Origin of the sequence: Glycomyces lechevalierae (assembly GCF_027622945.1) — a bacterium.
Classification (GTDB): domain Bacteria; phylum Actinomycetota; class Actinomycetes; order Mycobacteriales; family Micromonosporaceae; genus Glycomyces; species Glycomyces rutgersensis.
On sequence record NZ_JAPZVQ010000001.1, the window covers coordinates 720,979 to 745,514 of the forward strand.

Here is a 24,536-nt window from a genome sequence, read left to right on the forward strand (position 1 = left end):
CCGCCCCCCCCCCCCCCCCCCCCGCCCACCCCCCCCCGCCCCCCCCCTGCCCCGGGCCCCGCGCGGGCCCGGGGGGCCCCCCCGCCTCCCGTGAACTCAGGCCCAGGCCTTGGCCAGGCGCTCGTACTCCTCAGCCGTGACGGGCAGGACGACGCCGTGGCACGGGTCCTTCGGCAGCCGGAAATCGGTGGAGGGGGTCCATTGGCCGCCCGCGAGGTCGTCGGTCTCGAACGGCACGTACCGCCGCTCGGGCGTGAACTCGTCGATCCAGAGGTACCACTTCTCCTCGGTGTTCGACTTGTAGACGAGCGGGCCCTCGCCCTGCTTGATCGCGCCGAGGCCGATGCCCTCGGCCAGAGGCGTCCACTCGGCGGCGGTCAGGGACGGCGAGGTCTCGGAGAAGATCGACTTGCCCAGGGGCGCCAGTCCGCCGCGCTCGCGCTCGTCCTTGGTGAAGCGGTAGTAGAGGCCGTCGTGCTCGATGACCGTGGTGTCGATCGTCTGGCAGCCGCGGTCGATCCACGCGCGCGGCGCGGAGAACTCGCGGAAGTCGCGGGTGGTGGCGCACATGATCCGGTTGTAGCTCTCGCCCTCGTGCGCCTGGGGGTCGTCGTAGAGCGTCGAGGACCAGTGCACGAGGTAGGCCTCCTGCTCGGGGTCCCACACGGACTCAGGCGCCCAGGTGTTGCCGGCCTCCGGCGGCGAGATCTCGACGAGTCGGCCCTCGCCCCAGTCGACGAGGTCGCGGGACTCCCAGACCATGATCGAGCGGCTGCCCCAGCGCACATGGCGGTCCCAGTCGTGACTCTTGAAGAGCTGCAGGTCGGTGGCGACCATGAAGAACCGGTCGCCCTCCGGGGAGCGCACGATGTGCGGGTCGCGGACGCCGCCCTCGCCCAGCGTGGAGCGCAGCACCGGCTCCCCGCCGTTGAGGTCGTCGAAGCGCAGCGGGTCGTTGCCCTCGCTGAGGGCGAAGTAGATCTGCTCGCCGTCGGCCGCCTCGCGCTTGAAGTGCACGTAGAGGTAGCCGGCATGAGCGGAAGCGCCGTCAGAAGCACGGGCGGTTGCGGTGGACACGGGTCTCCTTGGAGTCGCAGGGGGCGCCGGGGCATTTCCGGGAAGGTTCACGGTACCTGGAACGCCCGGTCCGGCCAAGATCCGGAGCGGGAAAACATCAGATCATTTTTATATCGAGGCATTTACATATATGGACACTATGGATACCCTGGCCCGAAGCCCGCGCTCGCCCGGCGGAAACGCCGGACGAATCACGGGCGACCCGAGCATCCTGCGTGACACCCGTGGCGCGCGAGCGCCGGAGAGGTACTCCCATGACTCCACCTCTGAGCCCCCATCCCAAGACGCTGCGTCCGAAACCCCGGCACCTGCGGGGCCGCCTCGCGGCGGCGCTGGTCGCGGCGTTCGTCGCGGCCCTGCTGAGCACCGCCGCCGATCCGTCGCCCGACCCGGCACAGGCCGACAACCCGATCATCCAGACCATCTACACCGCCGACCCCGCGCCGCTCGTCTACAACGGCCGCGTCTACCTGTACACCGGGCACGACGAGGACGCCTCGACCTGGTTCACCATGAAGGAGTGGCGCGTCTGGTCGTCCGACGACATGGTCAACTGGACCGACCACGGCTCGCCGCTGAACATCGACACGTTCAGCTGGGCGCGTCAGGACGCCTGGGCCGGCCAGGCCGTCGAGCGCAACGGCAAGTTCTACTGGTACGTCCCCGTCGTCAACGACGCCACCGGCCGGATGGCGATCGGCGTGGCCGTCGCGGACAGCCCGACCGGGCCCTTCCGGGACGCCATCGGGCACCCGCTCGTCGAGAACGGCGAGATCGACCCCACGGTCTTCATCGACACCGACGGGCAGGCCTATCTCTACTGGGGCAACCCGAACCTGTGGTACGTGAAGCTCAACGCCGACATGACCTCGTACTCGGGCTCCCCCACCAAGATCCAGCTCACGACGCAGGGCTTCGGCTCGCGCCCGAACAACGCCCAGCGGCCGACCCTGTACGAGGAGGGGCCGTGGTTCTACAAGCGGAACTCCTTGTACTACATGGTGTTCGCCGCGCAGTGCTGCTCGGAGTTCATCGCGTACTCGACGTCCCCCGGGCCGACCGGGCCGTGGACCTACCGCGGCACGATCATGCCGACGCAGGGCTCGAGCTTCACCAACCACGCCGGGGTGATCGACTTCAAGGGATCGTCGTACTTCTTCTACCACAACGGCGCCCTGCCGGGCGGCGGCGGCTTCACGAGGTCCGTGGCCGTCGAGAAGTTCACGTACAACGCCGACGGGACCTTCCCGCAGATCAACATGACCACCGCGGGGGCGCCGCAGGTCGGCACCCTCAATCCCTATGTGCGCCAAGAGGCCGAGACGATCGCCTGGGAGTCCGGGATCGAGACCGAGCGGGCGAGCGGGGGCGGGATGAACGTCGGCTGGATCGAGAACGGCGACTGGATCAAGGTCAAGGGCGCCGCGTTCGGCACCGGCGCGCGCCAATTCACCGCGCGGGTGGCCTCGGCGACCGCGGGCGGCTCGATCGAGGTCCGGCTCGACTCCCCGACCGGGACGCGGGTCGGCACGTGCGCGGTGACGGGCACCGGCGGCTGGCAGACCTGGTCGAGCGTGTCGTGCCCGGTGAGCGGCGCGACCGGGACGCACGACGTGTACCTGCGGTTCACCGGCGGGAGCGGCTACCTGTTCAACGTGGACTCGTGGCAGTTCGCGGTGTAGCCCGGTAGCGAAGGAGCGCAAGAGGAACGGGCCTCCCGAGAAGGGAGGCCCGTTCTTTCACGTGCGGCGGTGAGGGTGCGCCGCTGCGCGGACTAGGCCAGGGACCAGTTCTGGCTCGAAGAGCCGTTGCAGGTCGCCAGGACCACGCCGGTGCCGTTGGCCGTGCCGTTGTTGACCGTGCCGAGGCACAGTCCCGACTGGACGCCGGTGATGGTGCCGTTGCTGTTCACGTTCCACTGCTGGTTGGCGCCGGTGTGGCAGTCCCAGATGATGACCCGCGTGCCGGGAGCGGTGCCCGCGCCCTCCGCGTCGAGGCACTTGTTCCCGTAGACGGAGAGCTGCTTCGAGGCGGTGCGGGTCCACGCCTGGTTCGTGCCGGTGTGGCAGTCCCAGAGCTGCGTCAGGGCGCCGTTGGCCGTGGACTGGGCCGCGACGTCGAGGCAGCGGTTCGCCGCGGCGTTCTTGACCTGGTCGGTGTCGGCCGGCGGGGTCGAGCTGAACTGGCTGATGAACTTCCAGACCTCGCCCTTGACCCAGCTGCGGGCGCCGCTCTCGCAGCCGCTGCAGCCGTCGACCGGTCCCTGCTGGTGCCCGCCGTCGAACGCGGCCCACACGACCGGGTACCCGGCGCGGCACGAGTAGTTGGTGATGATGTGCGTCAGGCTGCCCGCCGCCGGCTCCGGCGCGTTCTGCGCGGCGCAGCCGTTGTTGGCGAGGAACCGGTCGCGCAGGCCGCGGCCGGCGCCGATGTTGTCGGAGACGCCGTGGACGCCCATGTACGCCACCGCACCGGTGCCGCCGGAGCAGCCGCTGATGCCGCCGGGGGCGGCGATGGCGATGACGCCGCGGAACATGTTCGGGCGGGCGCAGGCCAGCGCGTAGCTCATCGCGCCGCCGTAGCTGAAGCCCATGGAGAACCGCTGCGACTGGTCGACGCAGAGGGCGGCCTCGATGGTCCGGATCATGTCGTCGAAGAACACGACGTCCTGGCCGTTCGAGTTCGCCCAGCCGTTGCCCAGGCCCTGCGGCGCGACGAAGATCGCCGAGCCGCCCGCCAGGGCGTCGAGACCGTAGTAGGCGTAGACGGATCCGTCGGAGCCGCCGCCCGCGACGTCGTTGGCGGTGCCGCCCCACCAGTGGTTGCCGAAGATCAGCTTGTGCGGCTTGTTCATGTCGTAGTTGGCGGGGACCTTCAGGATGTAGCTGCGGTTCTGGCCGCTGCTCTGGATGGTGTGGTTGCCGCTGTTGAGGGTCGGGGCCTTGCCGCAGCCGGTGCTGGCGGCCGCGGTGACGTCGGAGGCGGTGGCCTGGGGCGTCTCGGCGGCCTGTGCCGCCGCTCCCCCGGCCGCGGCCATGACGATCGCGGCCCCGAGGCACGCGAGTACGGATCTGATGCTCGACATCGGTCGGAACTCCTTGTGGGTCAGGCTCGTGTGAGACCTGTAGGGCGGCACCGCATGAGAGGTCCGGGTGAGTGGAGGGTGCGGCCGGAGCGCATCTGGGATCGCTCCCAGACGGTGCGGGGATCAGGCCGTGCGGCGCCTTGAATATTGACGCCAGTCTATATAGATTGGATCTATGCGGTCAATACCCGCGGCCTTTCAGAAGTTCGCCGCAAAATGTCCACGAATCCCGTTGGGATACATCGGATCTCTCCCCATCGGAGCGCCGCGTTCAGCGCGCGAGGCGGTCCGGGTCGCCCTGCTCGGCGCGCCGCACCAGCCACGCGTCCGTGATGTGGGCGAACATCGCCTCGGCCGCGCCATCGGGGTCGCGGGCGGCGATGCGCTCGAAGATGCGGCGGTGCCCCTGGTTCGAGGCCTCGCACAGCGCGCGCTCGGTCCGTCCCATGTAGCTCGCGGTATTGATGACCTGGCCTTCGAGGGAGCGCACGACGGCGCGCGCGATGCGGTTGCCCGAGGCGCGCATGACGGTGTCGTGGAAGGCCCGGTCGTGCTCGTGATAGGACTCCGGGGCGTCGAGGAGCTCGTCCATGCGGTCGACCAGCTCGCCCATCCGGGCGACGGCCTCGTCGTCCGCGGTACGGGCAGCCACGTTCGCCATGTCCGACTCCAGGAGCCGCCGGGTGACCACCACGTCGTCGAGGATGCCGAGGGTCGCGTCGTCGTCGATGACCGCGGCGAGCACCAGCTCGTCGAGCAGGTTCCACGAGGTCGACGGCAGCACGGCGGTGCCCGAGCCCTGCCGGATCTGCACCAGGCCCTTCTCCTGCAGGACCTTCACGGCCTCGCGGACCACGGTGCGGCTCACCGAGAACGCGTCGCAGAGGGCGTGCTCGGCCGGGAGCGCGGAGCCGGGCTCGTAGTCGCCGCGCACGACGCGGCGCACGAGTTCGGCGGTGACGGCCTTCGCGAGGTTGGCGGGCCGGCGCGACCAGGCCGGGGGCGCGGGTTCCGGCGCCGTCGGGCGCTGCAGTGCCGTCATCGGTCCTCCGTACACAGAGCTGGGGTCGCCGCCCAGTATACGACATCACTCCATTGACGTAAGACGTCATACGAGTTATGTTAACCGGCGACCCTGTGAGCCGGACCCCTCCGGCGCCCCTACAGAGAGTGATCTGCAATGAAGCGACGAGCACTGTGGTCGAGCGTTCTTATTGCGCCCCTTGCGCTGTACGGATGCGGCAGCGCCGCCGGGCCCGACACGGGAGGCGGCGGCGAGTCCGGCACCCTCGTCGTGTGGGACTGGAAGTCCGGCGACGAGACCGCGAAGTCCTACATCGAGCAGGCGAAGGCCGACTTCGCCAAGGCGCACCCGGACGTCGAGGTCGAGTTCGTGGCCCAGCCGTTCGACCAGTACTACAACCTGCTGGGCACGGCGATCCAGTCCGGCGAGGGCCCGGACGTCATGCTCTTCAACGGCGGCGGCCAGCTCCGCGACCGCACCGACGCCCTACTGCCCCTTGAGGACTACCTCGCCGACGACATGGAGCGCCTGGCCGGCTGGGAGGCGTTCAGCGCCGACGGCCACATCTACGCCGCGCCCGTGACCCTGCAGGGCCACCCGATCTACTACAACAAGGCCCTCTACGCGGAGGCCGGGCTCGACCCCGAGGCGCCCGCCGCCACCTGGGAGGAGTTCCTGGCCGACTGCGCCCAGATCGAGGAGAAGACCGACGCGACCTGCTTCGCCTTGGGCAACAAGGAGGGCATCGGCATCCAGTTCTTCCTCTCCGGTCTCGGCTCGGGCGTGCTGACGCCCGAGGAGTACGACGCCTGGATCGCGGGCGACCGCGACTGGACCTCCCCGAACGTGAAGCGCCTCTTCGAGATGTGGGTCGAGGCCGAGCAGTCCGGGCTCAACAACGAGGGCGTGAACTCCACGGCGATGTTCAACGACGAGTTCGCGATCTTCGACGCGGGCGAAGCCGCCCACGTCATCGGGCTCATGTCCGACGTCGGCCACTGGAAGGACTTCGGCGAGTTCCTGGGCGCCGAGAACGTCGGCGTCATGCCCGCGCCGCTCGCGAACCCCGCGGCCGTGCCGAGCCTCCCGTACGACGGCGGCATCGGCTACGGCGTCGCCGAGTGGACCGAGGACCCCGCGCTCGCGGCCGACCTCGTGCGCTCGCTCTCCTCGACGGCCGCACTGGAGGCGTTCTACGCCGACGCGGGCGCGATCGCCGCGGACACCACCATCGACGCCTCGAGCTCCGGGCCCGCCACGGCCCAGATCGTCGACGCGATCCAGACCGGCGAGCCCGCCCTGCACGTGGCCCTCTCCGCCGAGACGCTGGAGCTCATGGGGCGCCTGTCCCAGCAGCTCCTCAGCGGATCGGTCACTGTGGACGACGCGCTGGCCCAGCTGGCCGAGAGCGACCAGGGGTAGGCATGACCGCCGCCTCAACGCCGGTCCGGACCCCCGTCCGGGCCGGCGCCCAGACCCCGCGGCGCCGCGTGAGATCCGGGCGCGGCGCCGCGGGCAAGTCCCGGGCCGAACGGCTCGCGCCGTACGTGCTCGTCGCCCCCGCGGCGCTCATCATCGGCGTGTTCCGCCTGTACCCCTTGGCGCTCGGCGTGAACTTCTCGTTCACGGGCGACGGCGACCGGAACGGGCAGGCCGTGGGGTTCGACAACTATGCGACCCTCTTCGACGACCCGCTGTTCCTCGCGTCCATGCGGAACGTGGGCCTGCTCGTGCTGCTCCTGCCTGTGGCCGTGGCGATCCCGGGGCTCCTCGCCACCTTCGTCTACATGCGCGTGCCCGGGCACCGCGTGTACCGCGGCGTCTACTTCTTCCCGGCCGTGCTCTCCCCCGTCATCATCGGCGCGATCTTCAACCTGCTGCTCGCGTTCGACGGGCCGGTGAACGCACTGCTGGGCGCGGTCGGGATCGGGCCGGTCGACTGGCTCGGCGATCCCGATGTGGCGATGTACGCCGTTGTGGCCGTGCACATCTGGGCGACCTTCGGGATGGCGCTCGTGGTGTTCCTCGCCGGGTTCGCCACGTTGGACGCCTCGCTCATCGACGCGGCCCGCGTGGACGGCGCCTCGCTGCCGCGCGTGGTGCGGCATGTGATCGTCCCGGGCCTCTCGCGCACGATCCAGTTCGTGGTCGTGACGACCATGATCGGGATGCTCACCTCGATGTTCGGCCTGCTCTACGTGATGACCGGCGGCGGGCCGGAGGGCTCGACCTACCTGCCCGAGTACTACATCTGGTTCCAGCAGGGCCAGATGAGCCGCCCGGCGCTCGCCTCAGCGGCGTCCACAGTGCTCTTCGGCGTGATGCTCGTCGTCGGGCTCGCCCAGATCGCGGTGCTGCGCCGCACCGGGAGGGAGGACTGATGTCGCCGCTCCGCGCCGGACGCTGGATCGCCGCGATCCCCATGGCCGCCTTGGCCCTCGCCACCGTCTACCCGCTCGTGTTCACCGCGAACGTGGCCATGAAGACCCGCCGCGAATACGTGCTCGACCGGTTCGCGCCGGCCGAGGGCCTGCGCTGGGACGCGTTCGCCACCGCCTGGTCGAGCGCGGACATGGGCCGGTACCTCGCCAACTCGCTCCTCGTCGTCTCCGGCTCAGTGGCGCTCCTGCTGCTGTTCGGGTCGATGGCGGGATTCGCGTTGAGCCAGTTGCGGTTCCGAGGATCGAGGGTGCTGTACCTCGCGTGCCTGGCGGCACTGTTCATCCCGTTCCAGGTCATCATGGTCCCGCTCGCCCGCACGCTGGGGCAGGCCGGGCTCATCGACACCTACCCCGGGCTGATCCTCGCCTACACCGCGCAGTTCCTGCCGTTCACGGTGTTCCTGATGACCAGCTACTACAGCGGCATCCCGGCCGAGATCATCGACGCCGCCCGCATCGACGGGAACTCCGTGTACGGGGTGTATGGGCGGATCATGCTGCCGCTCGGGCGGCCCGCGCTGCTCTCGGTGGGCATCCTCAACGCCCTGTTCTGCTGGAACGACGTGCTCATCGCGCTGCTGCTCATGCCTTCTGCCGAGCACCGCACGCTCATGGTCGGCGTGACCTCGCTGCGCGGCCAGTACTCCGCGGACATACCCACGTTCGCCGGGGGCGTGCTCATCGCGGCCGTGCCGGTGCTCGTGCTCTACCTCTGCTTCCAGCGCCAGATCACCGCCGGCGTCACGGCCGGCGCCACGAAGGGATGACATGCGGATCACCGGCTACCGCGCGCTGACGACGGTCCAGGAATGGGCCCGGCCCGTCGGCGACGCCAACGGCGTCTTCGCGGACGGCACCACCACCGTCCCGATCGTCCTGGTGGACACCGATGCAGGCCTCACCGGCGTCGGGATCGGCTCGCACGTCGAGATCGCGGCGGTCTTCGCCGCGATCGAGGGCGAGGACCCGCGCGCCGTCACCGCACTGTACGACCGGATGCTGCGGCGCGCGTTCAAGGCCGGGCACGGCGGGGCCCTGTTCGCCACCATCGGCGCGCTCGACACCGCGCTGTGGGACCTCAAGGCGCAGTGCGCGGACGAGCCGCTGTGGCGGTTCCTCGGCGGGCGCGACCGGGTCGTGCCGGCGTACGCCTCCGGTCTCGACATCGGCCTGGACGACGAGGCCTTGGCCGGGGCCTACCGCGTGTACGCCGAGCGCGGGCTCCGGGCCGCGAAACTCAAAGGCGGCCTTGACGTCGAAGCGGACCGGCGCCGGCTCGCACTGGTGCGGGACGTGCTCATCGAGGCGGGCACGCCGCGGCCGGGGCTCATGCTCGACGCGAACGAGATCTGGTCGCGCAAGCAGGCTGTGCGCCATGTGCGCGAACTCGAACGCGACCTCGACCTCGCGTGGGTCGAGGAGCCGGTGCGGCGCTGGGACGCCGACGGGCTGGCCGTCGTCCAGCGGGGCGTGCGCGCGGCCGTGGCGACCGGCGAGAACCTGACCGGACTCGAGCAGTTCCGGCCGCTCCTGCAGACGGGCGCAGTCGATGTCGTGCAGACCGCCGCGGTCGGCGGCGTCACGCACTTCCTGCGCGTCGCCGCGCTCGCCCACGCCTTCGACCTCCCGGTGAGCCCCATCGGGAACATCCCCGTGGGCCTGCTCCACGCCGCCACGTCCGTCCCCAACCACCTCGTGAGCGAGCTGCAGGACCTGCGCCCGCCCGTCGGCGTCACCGCCGACCTCGACATCGAGGACGGCGCGTTCGTCCTCGGCGACAGCCCCGGCCTCGGACTCACCGTCCATGAGGGAGCGATCGCCGGACTCGGCAGCGCGCCGCGCCCGGCCGACCCCGCCGGGCCGGGCGTCCGGCCCGCGCGCGCCGGACTGCACCTGCTGGCCACCGCCTTGCAGGGCAACGATTCCCACCGATTCCCTGCTCGCCGAGAAACGGAGGAGACCGAGGCACCGCCCGCCCGGCGAGTACCCGTCACCTAACCCACCACCCTGCCTCGCCAATGAAGGAAAGGCACAACGACATGCGGCATTCACCCCCACTGCATTCACCTCAACCGCGCTCACAAAAGAACCGAATCCCCGCCCTCGCGGCGGCCCTGCTTCTCGCCGTCGCCGGAGCCCTCGCGGCCCTCGGCGCCTCCCCGGCACAAGCGCAGACCGCGTACACCTACTACGTCTCCCCCAACGGCAACGACAGCAATCCCGGCACCGCCGCCCAGCCCCTGAAGACCCTCACCGCCGCCCAGCAGCGCGCCCGCACGGCCGCCGCGACGGGCGACGGCGACGTCACGGTGAACCTGCTCGACGGGACCTACCGGCTCAGCGCCCCGCTGCGGTTCGGCGCCGGCGACTCCGGCAAGAACGGCCACACCGTCACCTGGAAGGCCGCCGACGGCGCCCACCCGGTCGTGACCGGCGCGCAGGCCGTGACCGGCTGGACCCTCGACGACGCCGCCACGGGCGTCTACCGGGCCGACGTGGGCACCGGCTTCGACACCCGGCAGCTCTATGTGGACGGACGGCTCGCGCAGCGGGCCCGCACCGGCATCGCCGCGGGCGACATGACGCTCAACGCCTCCGGGTTCACCCTCAACAACGGCAACTTCGACTACCTCGCCTCGCTGCCCGACAAGCAGCGCATCGAACTCCAGGCCATGCTGTCGTTCACCAACAGGTTCGCGCCCGTGCAGGGCATCAGCGGCCGCACCGTGACCATGCAGCAGCCCGCGTGGAACAACAACACCTACGGGTACGACACGATCCAGAGCCCGTTCCGCAACCCCACCTTCTACCTGCTCAACTCCAAGCGCTTCCTCGACCAGGGCGGCGAGTGGTACCTCGACACGACCGCCGGGCGGCTCTACTACAAACCGCTCTCGGGCCAGAACATGGCGAACGCGAAGGTGGAGCTGCCGCGCCTGAAGACCCTCGTCGAGGTCGGCGGCACCTATGACGCGCCGGTGCGCGGCCTGGTGTTCTCCGGGCTCACCTTCACCGGCACGACCTGGCTCGAACCGGGCTCGAACAACGGGTACGCGAACCAGCAGACCGGCACGTTCATCACCGGCGTCCAGCCGAACCGGCCCGCGGACGCGTTCACCTCGTGCAAGTCCGGCTGCAAGGGCTTCGAGGCGGCGCGCAACTCCTGGGCGCAGGCCCCGGCCGCCGTGCAGGTCTCGGCCTCCGACGGGATCACGTTCTCGGACAACGACTTCGTGAACCTCGGCTCGGTCGCCCTCGGCATCGGCAACGACGCGAACGCCCACAGCACCGGTGTGGGCCTGGGCGCCAAGAACATCAAGGTCCTCCGCAACGAGTTCACCTCCAGCGCCGGCGGCGGCATCGTGGTCGGCGGCGTCCGGCCCGACGCGCACCACCCGTCCGACGCCCGGATGGTCAACAGCGACATCCTCATCAGCGACAACAGCGTGCACGACACGGCCGTCGAATACCTCGACCACGCCGCGATCCTCGGCACCTACGCGACGCGGCTGACCATCGATCACAACTACGTGTCCGACATGCCGTACAGCGGCATCAACGTCGGCTTCGGATGGGGCGCCAACGACCCCGGCGGCAGTCCCGAGTACCTCAACCGCGGGCTCTACGACTACCAGCCGATCTACCAGACGCCCACGACCGCACGGGAAGTGCACGTCACGGGCAACCACGTGCGCAACGTCGTGGAGACCCTGTGGGACGCCGGGTGCATCTACTCGCTCTCGGCGCACCCGAGCAGCACGATCAACGGCAACTTCTGCGAGAACAGCGGGCAGCTCGGCCTGTACTTCGACGAGGGCTCGCGGTACTTCACGGCCAACGGCAACGTCTTCCGCAACACCGCGGGCCAGTGGGCGCACGCCAACAACCAGAGCGGCAACCTCACCGGCGACATGACGCTGACCGGCAACTACACCACGAACTCGGCGATCACCGGGCTCGTGGACGGCCAGCGCGGCAACACCGTCCGGAACAACACGACGTTCAGCGCGGGCTCGCCGCCCGCCGAGGCGTCCCGGATCATGGCGGACGCGGGTCCGCGCGACGGCGGGACCGGGGCGACCACCGGCGCGCTGCACTCGGTGAGCGCGAACCGCTGCCTCGACGTGCCGAACTCGGCGACGGCGACCGGCACCCAGGTGCAGATCTGGGACTGCCACGGCGGCGCGAACCAGTTGTGGACCTACACGGCCGCAAAGGAACTGACGGTGTACGCCGACGGGAACAAGCGCTGCCTCGACGCCTCCGGCGGCGGGACCGCGAACGGCACGCCGGCGATCATCTGGACGTGCCACGGCGGTGCGAACCAGCAGTGGAACCGGAACGCGGACGGCTCGATCACGAACGCGGCGTCGGGGCTGTGCCTCGACGTCTCGGGTCAGGGGACGGCCAACGGCACGAAGGTGCACCTGTGGAGCTGCACGGGCGCTTCGAACCAGAAGTGGACGCTGAGTTAGGGCCCTTTCGGATGATGGTGGCGCGGCCCTCGCGGGCCGCGCCATTGCGCTGCCGCGCAGCGGGTCTCAGTCCATGAGTCTCGTGAACATGTTCCGGAAGTCCTCGTCGGAGTATTCGGAGGCCATGGTCATGGTGGTGTCGGAGATGTAGAGGGAGATCGTGTTGTAGGTGCCGTCGAGGCGGTTCGGGCAGGGGTCGCCGATCTCGCGGGCGTACTCGTCGACGAGTTCGCCGGTCTTGAGCGAGTAGGCCTCGATGGTGAAGCGGTGGGCGAAGAACCCGGCCCAGAAGGTGCTGCCGTCGGGGCGGCGGTACTGGCAGGACTCCTGGAACTCGCCGACCTCGGCTTCGACGCAGACCGCGAGTGCGGTCTCGGCGGCGGTCGCGGCGAGCCAGGAGTCGGGGAAGCCGCGGCCCTCGGCGGTCCAGGTGCCGACGAGCCGCATCGGGTGGGGTCCGGGACCGCCCGCGTCGGGGGCGGCGGGGTAGGCGACCGGGTCGGCGCAGTAGGTGCCGGAGGCGAGGACGCCGTCGGCGGCTTCGGCGGCGCGTTCGTGGTCGGGGTAGGCGGTGAGGAATTCGCGGAAGAGGGCCGCGGCGTCTTGGGTCTCGACGCGTTCCTGTGCGCAGTCGAGGAGCCGGTCCGGGACCTGGCCTGCGGCGGCGTTGACCGGTGCGCTGATGGCCTCGGCGTCCCAGGTCCGTCCGGCGAGCCAGTCGTCGACGGCGTGGCCGGTGCAGGGGGACGGGGCCTCGGCGAGGTCGTCCATGAAGGCGGTGACCGTGGCTTCGACCGTGTCGGCTTGGCCGGGGTGGTCTGCGAGGGTGTCGGTGAGCTGCGTGAAGCCCCGCTCGATCGTGGCCGGGTTGGGGACGCCGTCGAGGAGGGCGGCTTGGAACAGGAACTCGGCGCGCTTGGGGCCCGCGCCGTCCCAGAGGGCGCCGGGGTGGTCGAGATAGGTCTCCAGCGTGGCCGCGGCCTCGGTGGGCGAGGCGTCGAGGGCGGCCAGGAGCAGGTCGCAGGCCTCGTGCTCCTCTTCGCCGCGCAGGACGGCCGGGCCGAAGGCGACGCGGTGGACGACGTCGAGACGGTCGAGCGCGGCGTTGGCCTCCTCGCAGTCCCCGGCGGCGTGCGCGGCCTCGGCATCATGGGCGATCCACCACGCGTCGAATCTGAACCAGGTGACGGTGAGCAGGACGAGCGCGGCGGCTGTGACGGCGAAGAACCGGGGCCGCCGGGCCGGGTCCTCCCCCAGGGTCGCGAGGCGGTCGAGGCGCACGCGGCGGGTGAGCCACCAGGCGTGGACGATCATGACCAGGCCCCAGGCGGGCAGCAGGTAGCGCCAGAGCGGGTTCTCGGTCTGGACGGCGGCCGACCACAGCAGGAACCCGGTCCCGGTCAGGGCCAGCGCCGCGAGGACCGGGCGACGCATGGACATGTAGCCGAGGCCCAGCATGGTGGCGTTCCCGGCGACGGCGACGACCGGATCGGTCGCGGGCCGGGGACGCGGGGACGGCGGCGCGGTCGGCGGCGCGATGGGCGGCTCGGTCGGGGCGGGTTCGGGGTACATGGCGGCACTCCTCGGGGCGTCGGGACCGTCCCAGTGGAGCACCGATCGCTCGGGACCGGTCCCGGCGAGCGGGCGGGATCAGCGGTTTCAGTCCCTCGCCGTCCTTACCGTGGCACGATCCGATCTGGACATGAAACCGGACATTCCCCGTACGGGGTCCGGTCACGCGATGACACAGGAACGGGAGATCCATGAAGGCGAAGACGAAGCAGAGGGCCATCGCAGTCGGGGCCGTCGCGGCGGCTGTGGCCGCGGGCGCGGCGATCGCCATCGGCACCAGGCTCAAGCCGACGGCGACGGTCGGCCGGGTCCGCCTGAACAAGTTCGACCGCTGGTTCGACACGCTCGACACCGCCGGGAACGACTACATCACCGAAGCGAACCTGATCGAGGCCGCCGGCCGCGTCCTCGGGGCCCGGGGCGTCCCGGTCGACAGCCCGATGGGGATGGAGCTCCACGAGGCCACGCAGCGGCTGTGGGCCGAGTTCATCGCGCCGAAGGCCATCGGCGACGACGGCCGCGTCGGCCGCCGGGAGCTGCGGACGGCGCTGGCCGAGCACATGCTCGCGGACCAGTTCGCTGCCGCCGCGAAGCTCGCGTCGATCGCGGACGCGTACTTCTCGATCGCGGACGAGGACGGGGACGGCCTCATCAGCTCCGGCGAGTTCGTGCAGCTCATGCGCAACTGGAACGGCGTGGACTACCAGGAGAGCCACCGCGTGTTCGAGTACCTGGACGCCGACCACGACAACCGGATCTCGCCCGACGAGTGGCGCAGCGCGATCTTCAGCTTCTTCCTCGGGAGCGAGCGCAACCACCCGGCGAACGACCTCATGGGCAGGGTCGGCAGCCCGATCCTGGCCCCGGCCAGCTTCTGACCGGACCTGAGGCCCCGGGCGACGTGCTCATTTCCGACGCGTCGCCCGGGGCTTTTCAGTGCGCTGTTTCCAAGCGGCGCAGGGCGACCGCGCGTTCGACGGCTTCGAGCATCGCGTCCGCGCCGTCGGCGGCGCGCAGCACGGAGGCGAACGCGGCGTGCCGCTCCCGGTCGGCGTCGAGGGCGGCGCGGATCGCCGCCGTGACCGCTTCGGTCGAGTCGTCTTCGGCCGCGACGGTGCCGAGCCCGAGCCCGGCGACGCGGGCGGCGTTGCCGCGCTGCTCGTTCGAGTGGGGCGCGAACACGAGCGGGGTCCCGCAGAGCAGCCCCTCGATCATCGACGCGTGTCCGCCGTGGACGACGGCGGCGGCGCTGCGGGACATGAGGTCCACGGCGTCGTGGCGGAACGCGGCGATCTCGATGTCGGCGTCGCCGGCGGCCGCGCGGACCTGTTCGGCGAGCGCGTCGCTGCCGGGTCCGTCGACGCCGAGGGTCACCGCGAGGCGCACCCCGAGGCCGCTCGCGGCGGCCGCGATCCGCAGCAGGTCCTTGTCCCCCGCGCCCGAGCCGCCGAGCGTGACGTTCAGGACCGGCTCGCGGTCGCGCCGCACCGGCTGCTCCAGCAGCTCGCTCGGCACGAGCGGTCCGATGTGGCGGATCTCGGCGGTCAGTCCGGCCATGAGCCCGGCGGTCTCGGCCGGGACGTCGGAGAGCGGGTCGAGCAGGGGCAGGTCGGGCACGAGCACCGCGTCCCCGAGGGGACGGCGGTGCGCGGGATCGATGCCGACCTCTTCGAGGGTCGCGAGGATCTCCGGGAGCACCGCGTGCATCGGGTGGCGGAAGAGGCGCAGGTTGTGGCAGGTGAAGCTCGGCAGGCCGCGCATGGAGGCCGCGACGGACGCCGTGTTGCGCATGTCGCTGACCACCGCGTCGGGCGCGAACCCGTCGATGGCGCGCAGCTCGTCGTCGAGGGAGGCCTGCACGTAGGCGGGGCTGGCGAGGCGCGTGCGGGCGAAGGCGCGCAGGCTCGCGACGTCGTTCATGCCGCGCCAGGCCGGGGCCGGGCCGATCTCGTCGATGCCGATCCATTGCAGCCCAGCGTGTTCGACGAGGGGTCGGACCTCTTCGTGGGCGGCGACGGCCACCGTGTGGCCGGCGTCGGCGAAGCGCCGGGCGGCCGTGCGCATGCGCGTCACGTGGCCGAGGCTCGAGCGGCTGAAGGCGACGAACAGCACCCTCAGCGGACGGATTTCAGGCATCGCTCTGCTTTCTGAAGGGTTCGACGGCGGGGAGTGCCCATCGTGGACCGGGGAGGGCCCGCACCCGAGCGTACCGACGGTCCGTCGCCTGTCGACACTTTTTCAGGACCCGGGACGGCGGCTCAAGAACGTTCGGACTGCACCTCGGCGAGCAGCCGCTTCGCATGGGCCACATCGCGGGCCTGCGTCGCGGTCTCCACGATCAGCGGCACACCGGCCAGCGCCGGGCTCGCCATGACCGCCTTCAGGCCGTCGTCGCCGAGCAGGCCCTCGCCCAGCGCCTCGTGCCGGTCGCGGCGCGAGTCGCACGCGTCCTTGCTGTCGTTGAAATGGATCAGGCCGATCCGGTCCGACCCCACGGCCTTGCCCAGCGCCTTGAGCGAGGCCTCCAGACCGTCCCGATCGGACAGCCGCTCACCGGCGGCGTGCAGGTGGCAGGTGTCCAGGCACAGCCCGACCTCGGGAATGCCCACGGCCTCCAGGTACTCGCCCGCGCTCGCCAGTGTGGACGCCATCGAGTTCGCGCCCCCGGCGGTCGGTTCGACCAGGAGCCGGACCGGCGGCGCATCGTCCAGGACCGCATGGAACGCAGAGGGGAGGCGGCGCAGCGCCGCGTCCCGGTCCCCGTCGATCGACGAGCCGGCGTGCACGACGACCCCGGCCGCGCCGATCCGCGCGGCGGAGGTCATCGCTACGCGCAGGTTCTCGACCGAGCGCTCCACGGTCTCGGGCACCGGGGAGGCGAGGTTCAGCAGGTAGGCGGCGTGCACGTAGACCGGCCAGCCTTGCGCGGTGCACTCGTCGCGGAACGCCTCGGCCACCGCCGCGTCCAGGCGCGGCGGGGCCCAGCCGCGCGGCGAGCCGATGAACACCTGCAGGGCTTCGACCTCGAATTCGAGCGCGTTGGGGATGCCGCGCTTGACCAGGCCGCCTCCGACGGGCACGTGCGCTCCGATCGGATGGTGCACCGCTTTCTTCCGTGGCATCCGGCGCCTCCCGACGACTCGTCTCCTACCGTTCGCGCTCGCTACAGTAGCGGAGCCCGAGGGCCGGGAGGCCCACATGGCAGATCAGCGAACGCGGCGGGAGTGTCGGCCGTTCGGGGCACCATGGACGGCATGGCCCGTGCACCGCGCGAACCCGCGCTCGACCGCTTCTCCCCCGCGACCGCCGCGTGGTTCACCGGCGCGTTCAAGGCGCCCACGCCCGCGCAGGAGGACGCGTGGCGGGCCCTCGCCGAGGAGAAGGACGTGCTGGTCGTCGCCCCCACGGGCTCGGGCAAGACCCTCGCGGCGTTCATGTCCGCGCTCGACGCGCTCGCCTCGGCCCCGCCGCCCGAGGACCCGAAACTGCGCTGCCGGGTCCTCTACATCTCCCCGCTCAAGGCCCTCGGCGTCGACGTGGAACGCAACCTCGCCGTCCCGCTCGAAGGCATCCGCGCCGAGGCGGCCCGGCTCGGCCTGCCCCAGCCGGAGATCCGCGTCGGGGTCCGCTCCGGCGACACGCCGCCCGCCGAGCGGCGCTCGCTCGCGGTCCGGCCGCCGGACATCCTCATCACCACTCCCGAGTCGCTGTTCCTCATGCTCACCTCGAAGGCGCGGGAGGCGCTGGCGGGCGTCGAGACCGTGATCCTCGACGAGGTCCACGCGGTCGCGGGCACCAAACGCGGTGCGCACCTCGCCCTCTCGCTCGAACGGCTCGACGCGCTGCTGGACCGGCCCGCACGGCGGATCGGGCTCTCGGCGACCGTGCGGCCCGCCGAGGAGGTCGCGAGGTTCCTTTCGCCGCAACGGAACGTGGAGATCGTGCAGCCGCCGTCCGCGAAGGTCTTCGACCTCTCGGTGGTCGTCCCGGTCGAGGACATGGGGGACCTCGCGGGCGCCCCGGTCGCCGGCGCGTCCGCCGCCGCCGAGGCCCGCTCCGCCGGGTCGATCTGGCCGCACGTCGAGGAGCGCATCACCGACCTCGTGGAGCAGCACCGGTCCACGATCGTGTTCACCAACGCGCGCCGCGTCGCCGAGCGGCTTTCGAGCCGGCTCAACGAGATCGAGCACGAGCGGCAGACCGGGCAGCGCCTCCCGGAGGACCACGGCCCGGCCCAGTTGATGGGCAACGCCTCCGCGACGCCGGCCGCACCGCAAGTCCTGGCCCGCACGCACCACGGCTCGATCTCGAAGGAGCAGCGCAAGCAGGTCGAGGAGGACCTCAAGGCGGGCCGCCTGCGTGCCGTCGTGGCCACTTCCAGCCTGGAACTGGGCATCGACATGGGCGCGGTCGACCTCGTCGTCCAGGTCGAGGCGCCGCCGTCGGTCGCGTCCGGGCTGCAGCGGGTCGGCCGGGCCGGGCACCAGGTCGGGGCGGTCTCGCGCGGCGTGTTCTTCCCCAAGACCCGCGGCGACCTCATCCAGTCCGCGGTCGTCGCCGAGCGGATGCGGGCGGGCGCGATCGAGGCGATGCAGGTCCCCGCGAACCCGCTCGACGTGCTCGCCCAGCAGATCGTGGCGATCTGCGCGATGGACGACTGGACCACCGCGGACCTCCTCGCGCTGGTGCGCCGCGCCGCGCCGTTCGCGTCGCTCCCCGAATCCGCATTCGAGGCCACTTTGGACATGCTGGCGGGCCGGTACCCGTCGGACGCGTTCGCCGAGCTGCGCCCGCGCCTCGTCTGGGACCGCACGACCGGGAACCTGACGGCCCGCCCGGGGGCCCAGCGCCTCGCCGTCACCTCCGGCGGCACCATCCCCGACCGGGGCCTGTTCGGGGTGTTCCTGGCGGGCACGGACCCGAAGCGCGGCGGCGGCCGCGTGGGCGAACTCGACGAGGAGATGGTGTACGAGTCGCGAGTGGGCGACGTGTTCTCCCTCGGCACCTCCTCGTGGCGCATCGAGGAGGTCAACCGCGACCGGGTCGTGGTCTCGCCCGCGCCCGGCGTGCCCGGGCGGCTCCCGTTCTGGATCGGCGACAGCCTCGGACGGCCCCTCGAACTCGGCCGCGCGCTCGGCGAGTTCACCCGCGAGATCGCCTCGCTCCCAAAGGATCGCGCGCACGAGCGGCTGAACGCGGCGGGCCTGGACGACTTCGCCGCCCGCAACGCCCTCGCGTACCTCGACGAGCAGCGCGAGGCCACCCGGCACGTGCCCGACGACCGCACGATCGTCGTCGAGCGTTTCCGCGACGAGCTCGGGGACTGGCGCGTCGTCGTCCACTCCCCCTTCGGCGCCCGCGTGCACGCGCCCTGGGCGCTCGCCCTCGGTGCCCGCCTTCACGAACGGCACGGCGTCGACCCGCAGCTCATGCACCACGACGACGGCATCGTCCTGCGCCTGCCCGACACCGACGACTTCGGTTTCGACCCCACGGACCTGGCCTTCGACAAGGGCGAGATCACCGACCTCGTCACCGAGGCCGTCAGCGGCTCGGCCCTGTTCGCCTCCCGCTTCCGCGAGGCCGCCGCCCGCGCCCTCCTCCTGCCGCACCGCCAGCCGGGCAAACGCCAACCGCTGTGGCAGCAGCGGCTGCGCTCCTCCCAACTGCTCGAAGTGGCCGCCCAGTACCCGTCGTTCCCGATCATCCTCGAGGCCGTTCGCGAAGTCCTGCAAGACGTCTACGACGTGCCCGGCCTCGCTGAGCTCATGGGCGACATCGAGGCCCGCCGCGTGCGGCTCATCGAGGTCACGACCGCGGAGGCCTCGCCGTTCGCGCGCTCGCTCCTCTTCGGGTACGTCGCGCAGTTCATGTACCAGGGGGACACGCCGCTGGCCGAGCGGCGGGCGGCCGCGCTCTCGCTCGACTCGCGGCTCCTCGGCGAACTCCTCGGCCAGGCCGAGCTGCGCGAGCTGCTCGACCCGCAGGCGCTCGAATCCCTTGAGCGCGAACTGCAGTGGCTCACCGAGGACCGCCGGGCGCGGGACGCCGAGAGTGTCGCCGACCTGCTGCGCCTCCTCGGGCCGCTCCGGGACGACGAACTCGCCGAACGCGGCGCGGACCTTGACTGGGCCGCGTCCCTGGCGGCCGCGGGGCGGGCGCTGCGCGTGAGCATCGCCGGTCGAGAGCATTGGGCCGCCGTCGAAGACGCGGGCCGCCTCCGCGACGCCCTCGGCGTCACACTGCCCGCCGACGTCCCCGAGGTCTTCCTCGAGCCCTCGCCCGATCCGCTCGGCGACCTCCTCGCCCGCTACGCCCGCACCCACGGCCCCTTCACCTCCGGCGACGCCGCCACGCGTTTCGGCCTCGGCACGGCCGTCGCGGACGGCGTGCTCCAGCGCCTCGCCGCGGACGGCCGCCTGGCCGGGGGCGAGTTCCGGCCCGGCGGCGAGGGCCGCGAATGGTGCGACCTCTCGGTGCTGCGGCGGTTGCGACGCCGTTCCCTTGCGGCCCTGCGCAAAGAGCTCGAACCGGTCGCCCCTGCCGCGTTCGCCGCGTTCCTGCCCGAATGGCAGCACCACGGCGGCGGCCTCAGCGACGTGGACGGCCTCGCCCATGCCGTCGAACAGCTCCAAGGCGCGCCCGTCCCCGCTTCGGCGCTGGAGAAACTGATCCTGCCCGCCCGCGTCGCCGACTACAGCCCCGCGCTGCTCGACGAGCTCACCGCCTCCGGCGAGGTCCTGTGGGCCGGGGCGGGCGCGCTGCCCGGCACGGACGGCTGGATCGCGCTCTACCCGGCCGAGACCGCGCCGCTGTTCCTCCCCGAGGCCGTGCCGTTCAACGCCGGACCGCTCCACAACGCGCTCCTGGACGCCCTCGCGGGCGGGTTCGGGCTGTTCTTCCGCCAGCTCGCCGAGCAGGTCCGCGTCGAGCACCCCGAGGCGCTGGAAGCCCAACTGGCCGAAGCACTCTGGGACCTCGTGTGGGCCGGGCGCGTCACCAACGACACGCTCGCGCCGCTCCGCGCCCACCTCGGCTCGGGCAGCGCGCCCGGCGCGACCGCCCACCGGGCCAAGCGCCCGGCCCCGCGCGGGCGGTACTCCCCCGGCGTCGGCTCAGGCTGGCGCGAACTGCGCGCCGGGACCGGCATCGCCGTGCCGCCCACCGTGGCCGGACGCTGGTCGCTGCTGCCCGCGCCCGCGACGGACGCCACGGTGCGAGCCCACGCGCTCGCGACGACGCTCCTGGACCGGCACGGCGTCGTGACGCGCGGAGCCGTGGCCGCCGAGGACATCGAGGGCGGGTTCGCGAAGGTCTACCGGGTCCTCTCGGTCTTCGAGGAGTCCGGCAAGGCCCGGCGCGGGTACGTGGTCGAAGGCCTCGGCGCGGCCCAGTTCGCCGCGGACGGGGCGGTCGACCGCCTGCGCGCCGTCGCCGCCGGCCGCGAACGCCCGCACGAACCCGAGACGATCGTCCTGGCCGCGACCGACCCCGCCAACGCGTACGGCGCGGCCCTGCCCTGGCCCGAACCGCCCTCGGCCGCGGCGCACAAGCCGGGCCGCAAGGCCGGGTCGCTCGTCGTCCTGGTCGACGGCGAGCTCGTCCTCTACCTTGAACGCGGCGGCAGGACGCTCCTCGCCTGGCCCGCAGGCGAAACGGACCCACGTATGCAAGTGGCCGTCGAAGCGCTCGCGGACGCGGTACGGGCCGACGCGGCGGGCGCGGTGTCGATCGAGCGCGTCAACGACGCCACGGCGCTCTCCGCGCCGATCGGCCCGCTCCTGGAGGCGGCGGGGTTCCGTGCGACACACAAGGCCTACCGGCTCCGTCCGTGAGCGGCCGCCGCGCGGCCGGAAGGCGTACCGTTGCAGACCGTCAGAAGGAGAGGTACCCACATGGCTGACGCCGAAGGCACGAACGGCACCGCGCTCCGCGTGTACGGGGCCGAATGGTGCGGGGACTGCCGCCGCACCAAGCGGCAGCTCAACGAGCTCGCCGTCGCGTACGACTACGTCGACCTGGAGACCGAGCCGGCCGCCGCCGACGAGGCCCGGCGCATCTCGGGCCGCACGAACATCCCGGTCGTGGTCTACCCGGACGGCACCCACCAGGTCGAGCCGAGCAACGCCGACGTCGAGGCGAAGCTCCGCGAACTGTCCCTCCTGAACGCGTAAGGCAAGGCCCGGGTCGTCCCTGACCCGGGCCTCAGCTCACTTCACCGGGGCGAGCAGCGCGGCGTTGCACTCGCGCTGCAGCGCTTCATCGGCCCACATCGGGTGCTGCGGGGCGGCGTTGGAGCAGACGATCGAACCCCACGCGCCCACCCGCACCGAGTGCGCGATCGCGTCCCGGCAGATCTGCGCCCCCACCGGGCCCTCCTCGAAGCGGCCGTCGCGCGGCGTGTAGCCGACCCAGCCCTCCCCGAAGAACACCGGGACCCCGAGCCGGGCCGCGTGGTCGGCGGCCGCGTCGATCCAGTCGCGCAGCCGGTTCGCCATCGCGATCCGGTGCGCCCCATAGCCGTTGTAGAGCCAGCGGTCGAACTTCTCGGGGTCGCACCAGTCGTGCACGTAGATCTCGACCGGCTGCATGATCGAGGCCTTCAGCTTCCACGCGTTGGCCTCCGGCAGCCGCCACTCGGCGAGCGGCGGGGCCCCGGCCCGCAGCAGTTCGGCGTCGGCTCGGGCCTGGTCGAACAGCGCCGGGTCGCGGCGCAGCCCGAACTCCTCGATGAGGTCGTCGAGCACGCCGTAGACGTACGGGTGGAAGCCGAGCGCGGTCGCGTTGCGCGGCAGGCCGCGCAGGGACCCGATCGGGACGCCGCCGTAGTTCGGAGCGCACAGGACCTCGGGATGGCGGGCCTGGAAGGCGGCGATGCCGGCCTCGAGCCGGCCCTGGAGTTCGACCACCGCGTCCTCGACGCCGGGCAGCCCGGCCGTCAGGTGTCCGATCTGGACTTCGTTGTGCGGCTCGACGCACGCGATCACGTGCGCGAGGCCGTGCTCGGCGAGGAAGTCCACAAGATCCGCTTGGGCCTCGCCGAGAACGGCGAGCCGGTCCTCCGGGTCGACCGCGTGCAGGGCCTCGTACCAGGCCGGGTCGGCGGCGAAGGCCGGGCTCTGCTGGTACTCCCACGAGGAGGCGATCACCTTGACGCCGTGGCGGTCGGCGGCGCGGCAGAACTCCAGCAGGTGGGCCTTGGCGTCGATCACGGTCGGCTCGCGCACGTCGTACCAGCGCACCCGTGAGCCATAGCCGTTGGAGGCTCCGGCGCCGCCCAGGGGTTCGAGGCGCAGCGCGGAGGTGTCCACGCCGGACCTGAAGAGCAGGAACGGCATCGCGCAGATGCGCACGGCGTTGTAGCCGAGGTCCACGGCGCGGGCGAACGCGGCGTCGAGGTCCGCGAAGGGCTCGCCCGGGCCGGTGCGCACGTACCAGGAGAAGTCCCAGAGGGTGATCGCGAGGCGTTCGGGCAGGTGGTCGAGTGCAGCGGGGAGGACGATCCTCGGCTCTTCGGTCGGCATGCCTTCGACCTTATGAGGGCTTGACATGGCTGTCGATGGTCATTTCAATGGCGGGTATGGACGAACCGACGATCGACGCCGACGACCACGCGGTCGCCGAGGGCTTCGCGGGGCAGCGGATGCTCGTCGTCCCCCGCGCGGCCGCCGAGCGGGCCCTGCGCCATCCGGTGACCGGGAAACTCCTGGTCACGGACGCGGGCTTCTTCCCGCACGCCGCCCGCCACGGCCGCTCCCGCCCGGCCGGCGCCGCCGAGCACCTGCTCCTGGTCTGCACCGGCGGCCAGGGCTGGTGCCGCACGGGCGGCACCCGGTTCCCGGTCTCGCGCGGCGGCGTCGTCCTCCTCCCCGCCCACCGGGCCCACGCCTACGGTGCGGCCGAAGACGATCCGTGGACCCTGTGGTGGCTGCACTTCACCGGCTCGGACGCCGCCGGACTGGTGCGGGCCGCGCACGACGCGGCGGGCGGCCCGGTAACCCACCTCCGCGACCCCGCACCGGTCGCGAGCCTGGTCTCGCAGGTCATCGACGCGCTCGACGCCGGCGTCACCAGCGCGTCCCTCATCCGCGGCTCCGGCGCGGCCTGGCACGCCCTCGCCCACGTCGTCGCCACCGGCCGCCGCCACCCCGGCTCCCAGCTCAGCCCCGTCGAACGCGCCGTCGAACACCTGCGGGCGACCGCCCCGCAACGCACCTCGGCGGCCGCCCTCGCCTCGATGGTGGGCCTCAGCCAGTCCCAGCTCAGCGCCCTCTTCCGCGAGCACCTCGGCGTCTCGCCCCTCCAGTACCAGGTCCAGCTCCGCATGGCCCGCGCCCGCGAACTCCTCGACGGCACCGACCTCCCCGTCGCCGCCGTCGCCCGCGAGACCGGCTACGACGACCCCATGTACTTCTCCCGCCAGTTCCACCACCACCACGCCCAGACCCCCACCGCCTACCGCCGACGCCCCCAGGGCACGTGACTAGCCCTCGAAGCGGCGGGCCTCGGATTCGAGGTGGTGGCGGTAGGCGCGGAGGAGGTCGCGGTAGTGGTCGGGGGTGAGGACTTCGCCGGGGCGGGTGAGGGCGAGTTGGGCGATGTAGGCGACGAGGTCGTCGCCGGGGTAGCTGAAGCCGTCGGTGGCGCCTTCGTCGAGCCAGGTGAGGCGGGGTTCGACGGCGGCGCGGGCCGCTTCGGTGACGCGGCGGGCGTGCTCGGCGGGGGTCGCGGGAGGCCAGCGGTCGGTCTCGGCGGCGATGGCGGCGGCGATCGCGAGGGTCAAGTCACGCTTGAACTTGGAGTCGATCCTCCAGTCCGGCAAGGGGTACCGGGCGTGGAGCGCCGTCGTGGAGGCCATGCGG

At 71.9% G+C, this 24,536-nt stretch carries 18 protein-coding genes; 10 read left to right on the forward strand and 8 right to left on the reverse strand.

The window, feature by feature from the left end; translation table 11 throughout:
• Positions 1-96: 96 nt before the first annotated feature.
• On the reverse strand, positions 97-1,077 hold the full coding sequence (locus tag O2L01_RS03350) for a glycoside hydrolase family 43 protein (protein ID WP_270120387.1): 981 nt from the start codon (positions 1,075-1,077) through the stop codon (positions 97-99).
• Positions 1,078-1,331: 254 nt separating this feature from the next.
• Here O2L01_RS03350 and O2L01_RS03355 point away from each other — a divergent pair, with 254 nt between their 5' ends.
• Positions 1,332-2,759 carry a glycoside hydrolase family 43 protein gene (locus O2L01_RS03355; protein ID WP_270120388.1) on the forward strand — a complete coding sequence of 476 codons (1,428 nt, stop codon included), beginning with the start codon at positions 1,332-1,334 and terminating at the stop codon, positions 2,757-2,759.
• Between the two features lie 92 nt (positions 2,760-2,851).
• Here O2L01_RS03355 and O2L01_RS03360 read toward each other — a convergent pair whose 3' ends face one another.
• Both O2L01_RS03360 and O2L01_RS03365 read right to left on the reverse strand, forming a co-directional pair.
• Positions 2,852-4,162: a ricin-type beta-trefoil lectin domain protein gene (locus O2L01_RS03360; protein WP_270120389.1), complete on the reverse strand. Its 1,311-nt coding sequence runs from the start codon at positions 4,160-4,162 to the stop codon at positions 2,852-2,854.
• 271 nt (positions 4,163-4,433) lie between these two features.
• Entirely contained in the window at positions 4,434-5,204 is a 771-nt protein-coding gene (locus O2L01_RS03365) for a FadR/GntR family transcriptional regulator (protein ID WP_270120390.1), read from the reverse strand.
• A gap of 138 nt (positions 5,205-5,342) precedes the next feature.
• Here O2L01_RS03365 and O2L01_RS03370 point away from each other — a divergent pair, with 138 nt between their 5' ends.
• Genes O2L01_RS03370 through O2L01_RS03390 form a run of 5 tightly spaced genes read left to right on the forward strand, consistent with a single transcriptional unit; the run spans position 5,343 to position 12,102 of the window.
• Positions 5,343-6,608 (forward strand): ABC transporter substrate-binding protein, encoded by a 1,266-nt coding sequence (locus O2L01_RS03370; RefSeq protein WP_270120391.1) that lies wholly within the window; start codon positions 5,343-5,345, stop codon positions 6,606-6,608.
• Positions 6,609-6,610: 2 nt separating this feature from the next.
• Positions 6,611-7,567 carry a carbohydrate ABC transporter permease gene (locus O2L01_RS03375; RefSeq protein WP_270120392.1) on the forward strand — a complete coding sequence of 319 codons (957 nt, stop codon included), beginning with the start codon at positions 6,611-6,613 and terminating at the stop codon, positions 7,565-7,567.
• Positions 7,567-8,394 carry a carbohydrate ABC transporter permease gene (locus tag O2L01_RS03380; protein ID WP_270120393.1) on the forward strand — a complete coding sequence of 276 codons (828 nt, stop codon included), beginning with the start codon at positions 7,567-7,569 and terminating at the stop codon, positions 8,392-8,394. Before O2L01_RS03375 ends, O2L01_RS03380 begins: the two co-directional genes overlap by 1 nt.
• Before the next feature lies 1 nt (position 8,395).
• Positions 8,396-9,625 carry a mandelate racemase/muconate lactonizing enzyme family protein gene (locus O2L01_RS03385; protein ID WP_270120394.1) on the forward strand — a complete coding sequence of 410 codons (1,230 nt, stop codon included), beginning with the start codon at positions 8,396-8,398 and terminating at the stop codon, positions 9,623-9,625.
• 41 nt (positions 9,626-9,666) lie between these two features.
• Positions 9,667-12,102, forward strand: a complete 2,436-nt coding sequence (locus O2L01_RS03390) for an RICIN domain-containing protein (protein WP_270120395.1) — start codon at positions 9,667-9,669, stop codon at positions 12,100-12,102.
• 66 nt (positions 12,103-12,168) lie between these two features.
• Here the strand turns inward: O2L01_RS03390 and O2L01_RS03395 are convergent, their stop codons facing one another.
• Positions 12,169-13,674, reverse strand: a complete 1,506-nt coding sequence (locus O2L01_RS03395; protein WP_270120396.1) for a hypothetical protein — start codon at positions 13,672-13,674, stop codon at positions 12,169-12,171.
• A 191-nt stretch (positions 13,675-13,865) separates the two neighbouring features.
• Here O2L01_RS03395 and O2L01_RS03400 point away from each other — a divergent pair, with 191 nt between their 5' ends.
• A complete protein-coding gene (locus tag O2L01_RS03400) occupies positions 13,866-14,552 on the forward strand; it encodes an EF-hand domain-containing protein (RefSeq protein WP_270120398.1) in 687 nt (228 codons plus the stop codon).
• A 55-nt stretch (positions 14,553-14,607) separates the two neighbouring features.
• On the opposite strand, the gene O2L01_RS03405 is transcribed toward O2L01_RS03400, so the two are convergent.
• Together O2L01_RS03405 and O2L01_RS03410 are read right to left on the reverse strand one after the other, a co-directional pair.
• The gene (locus tag O2L01_RS03405; RefSeq protein WP_270120399.1) at positions 14,608-15,810 is read right to left on the reverse strand and encodes a glycosyltransferase; all 1,203 of its coding nucleotides are present in this window, start codon (positions 15,808-15,810) and stop codon (positions 14,608-14,610) included.
• Positions 15,811-15,932: 122 nt separating this feature from the next.
• The gene (locus O2L01_RS03410) at positions 15,933-16,796 is read right to left on the reverse strand and encodes a deoxyribonuclease IV (RefSeq protein WP_270120401.1); all 864 of its coding nucleotides are present in this window, start codon (positions 16,794-16,796) and stop codon (positions 15,933-15,935) included.
• 123 nt (positions 16,797-16,919) lie between these two features.
• Between O2L01_RS03410 and O2L01_RS03415 the strand changes: the two genes are divergently transcribed.
• The gene (locus O2L01_RS03415) at positions 16,920-21,509 is read left to right on the forward strand and encodes an ATP-dependent helicase (protein ID WP_425555126.1); all 4,590 of its coding nucleotides are present in this window, start codon (positions 16,920-16,922) and stop codon (positions 21,507-21,509) included.
• Between the two features lie 60 nt (positions 21,510-21,569).
• Positions 21,570-21,848, forward strand: a complete 279-nt coding sequence (locus O2L01_RS03420) for a glutaredoxin family protein (RefSeq protein ID WP_270120403.1) — start codon at positions 21,570-21,572, stop codon at positions 21,846-21,848.
• Positions 21,849-21,884: 36 nt separating this feature from the next.
• Here O2L01_RS03420 and O2L01_RS03425 read toward each other — a convergent pair whose 3' ends face one another.
• The gene (locus tag O2L01_RS03425; RefSeq protein WP_270120404.1) at positions 21,885-23,198 is read right to left on the reverse strand and encodes a cellulase-like family protein; all 1,314 of its coding nucleotides are present in this window, start codon (positions 23,196-23,198) and stop codon (positions 21,885-21,887) included.
• A gap of 56 nt (positions 23,199-23,254) precedes the next feature.
• Between O2L01_RS03425 and O2L01_RS03430 the strand changes: the two genes are divergently transcribed.
• Positions 23,255-24,157, forward strand: coding sequence for an AraC family transcriptional regulator (locus O2L01_RS03430; RefSeq protein WP_270120405.1), 903 nt, complete (start codon positions 23,255-23,257; stop codon positions 24,155-24,157).
• Here O2L01_RS03430 and O2L01_RS03435 read toward each other — a convergent pair whose 3' ends face one another.
• Complete coding sequence (locus O2L01_RS03435) at positions 24,158-24,532, reverse strand: hypothetical protein (protein WP_270120406.1); 375 nt, start codon at positions 24,530-24,532, stop codon at positions 24,158-24,160. It abuts the gene before it with no gap.
• Positions 24,533-24,536 lie beyond the last annotated feature (4 nt).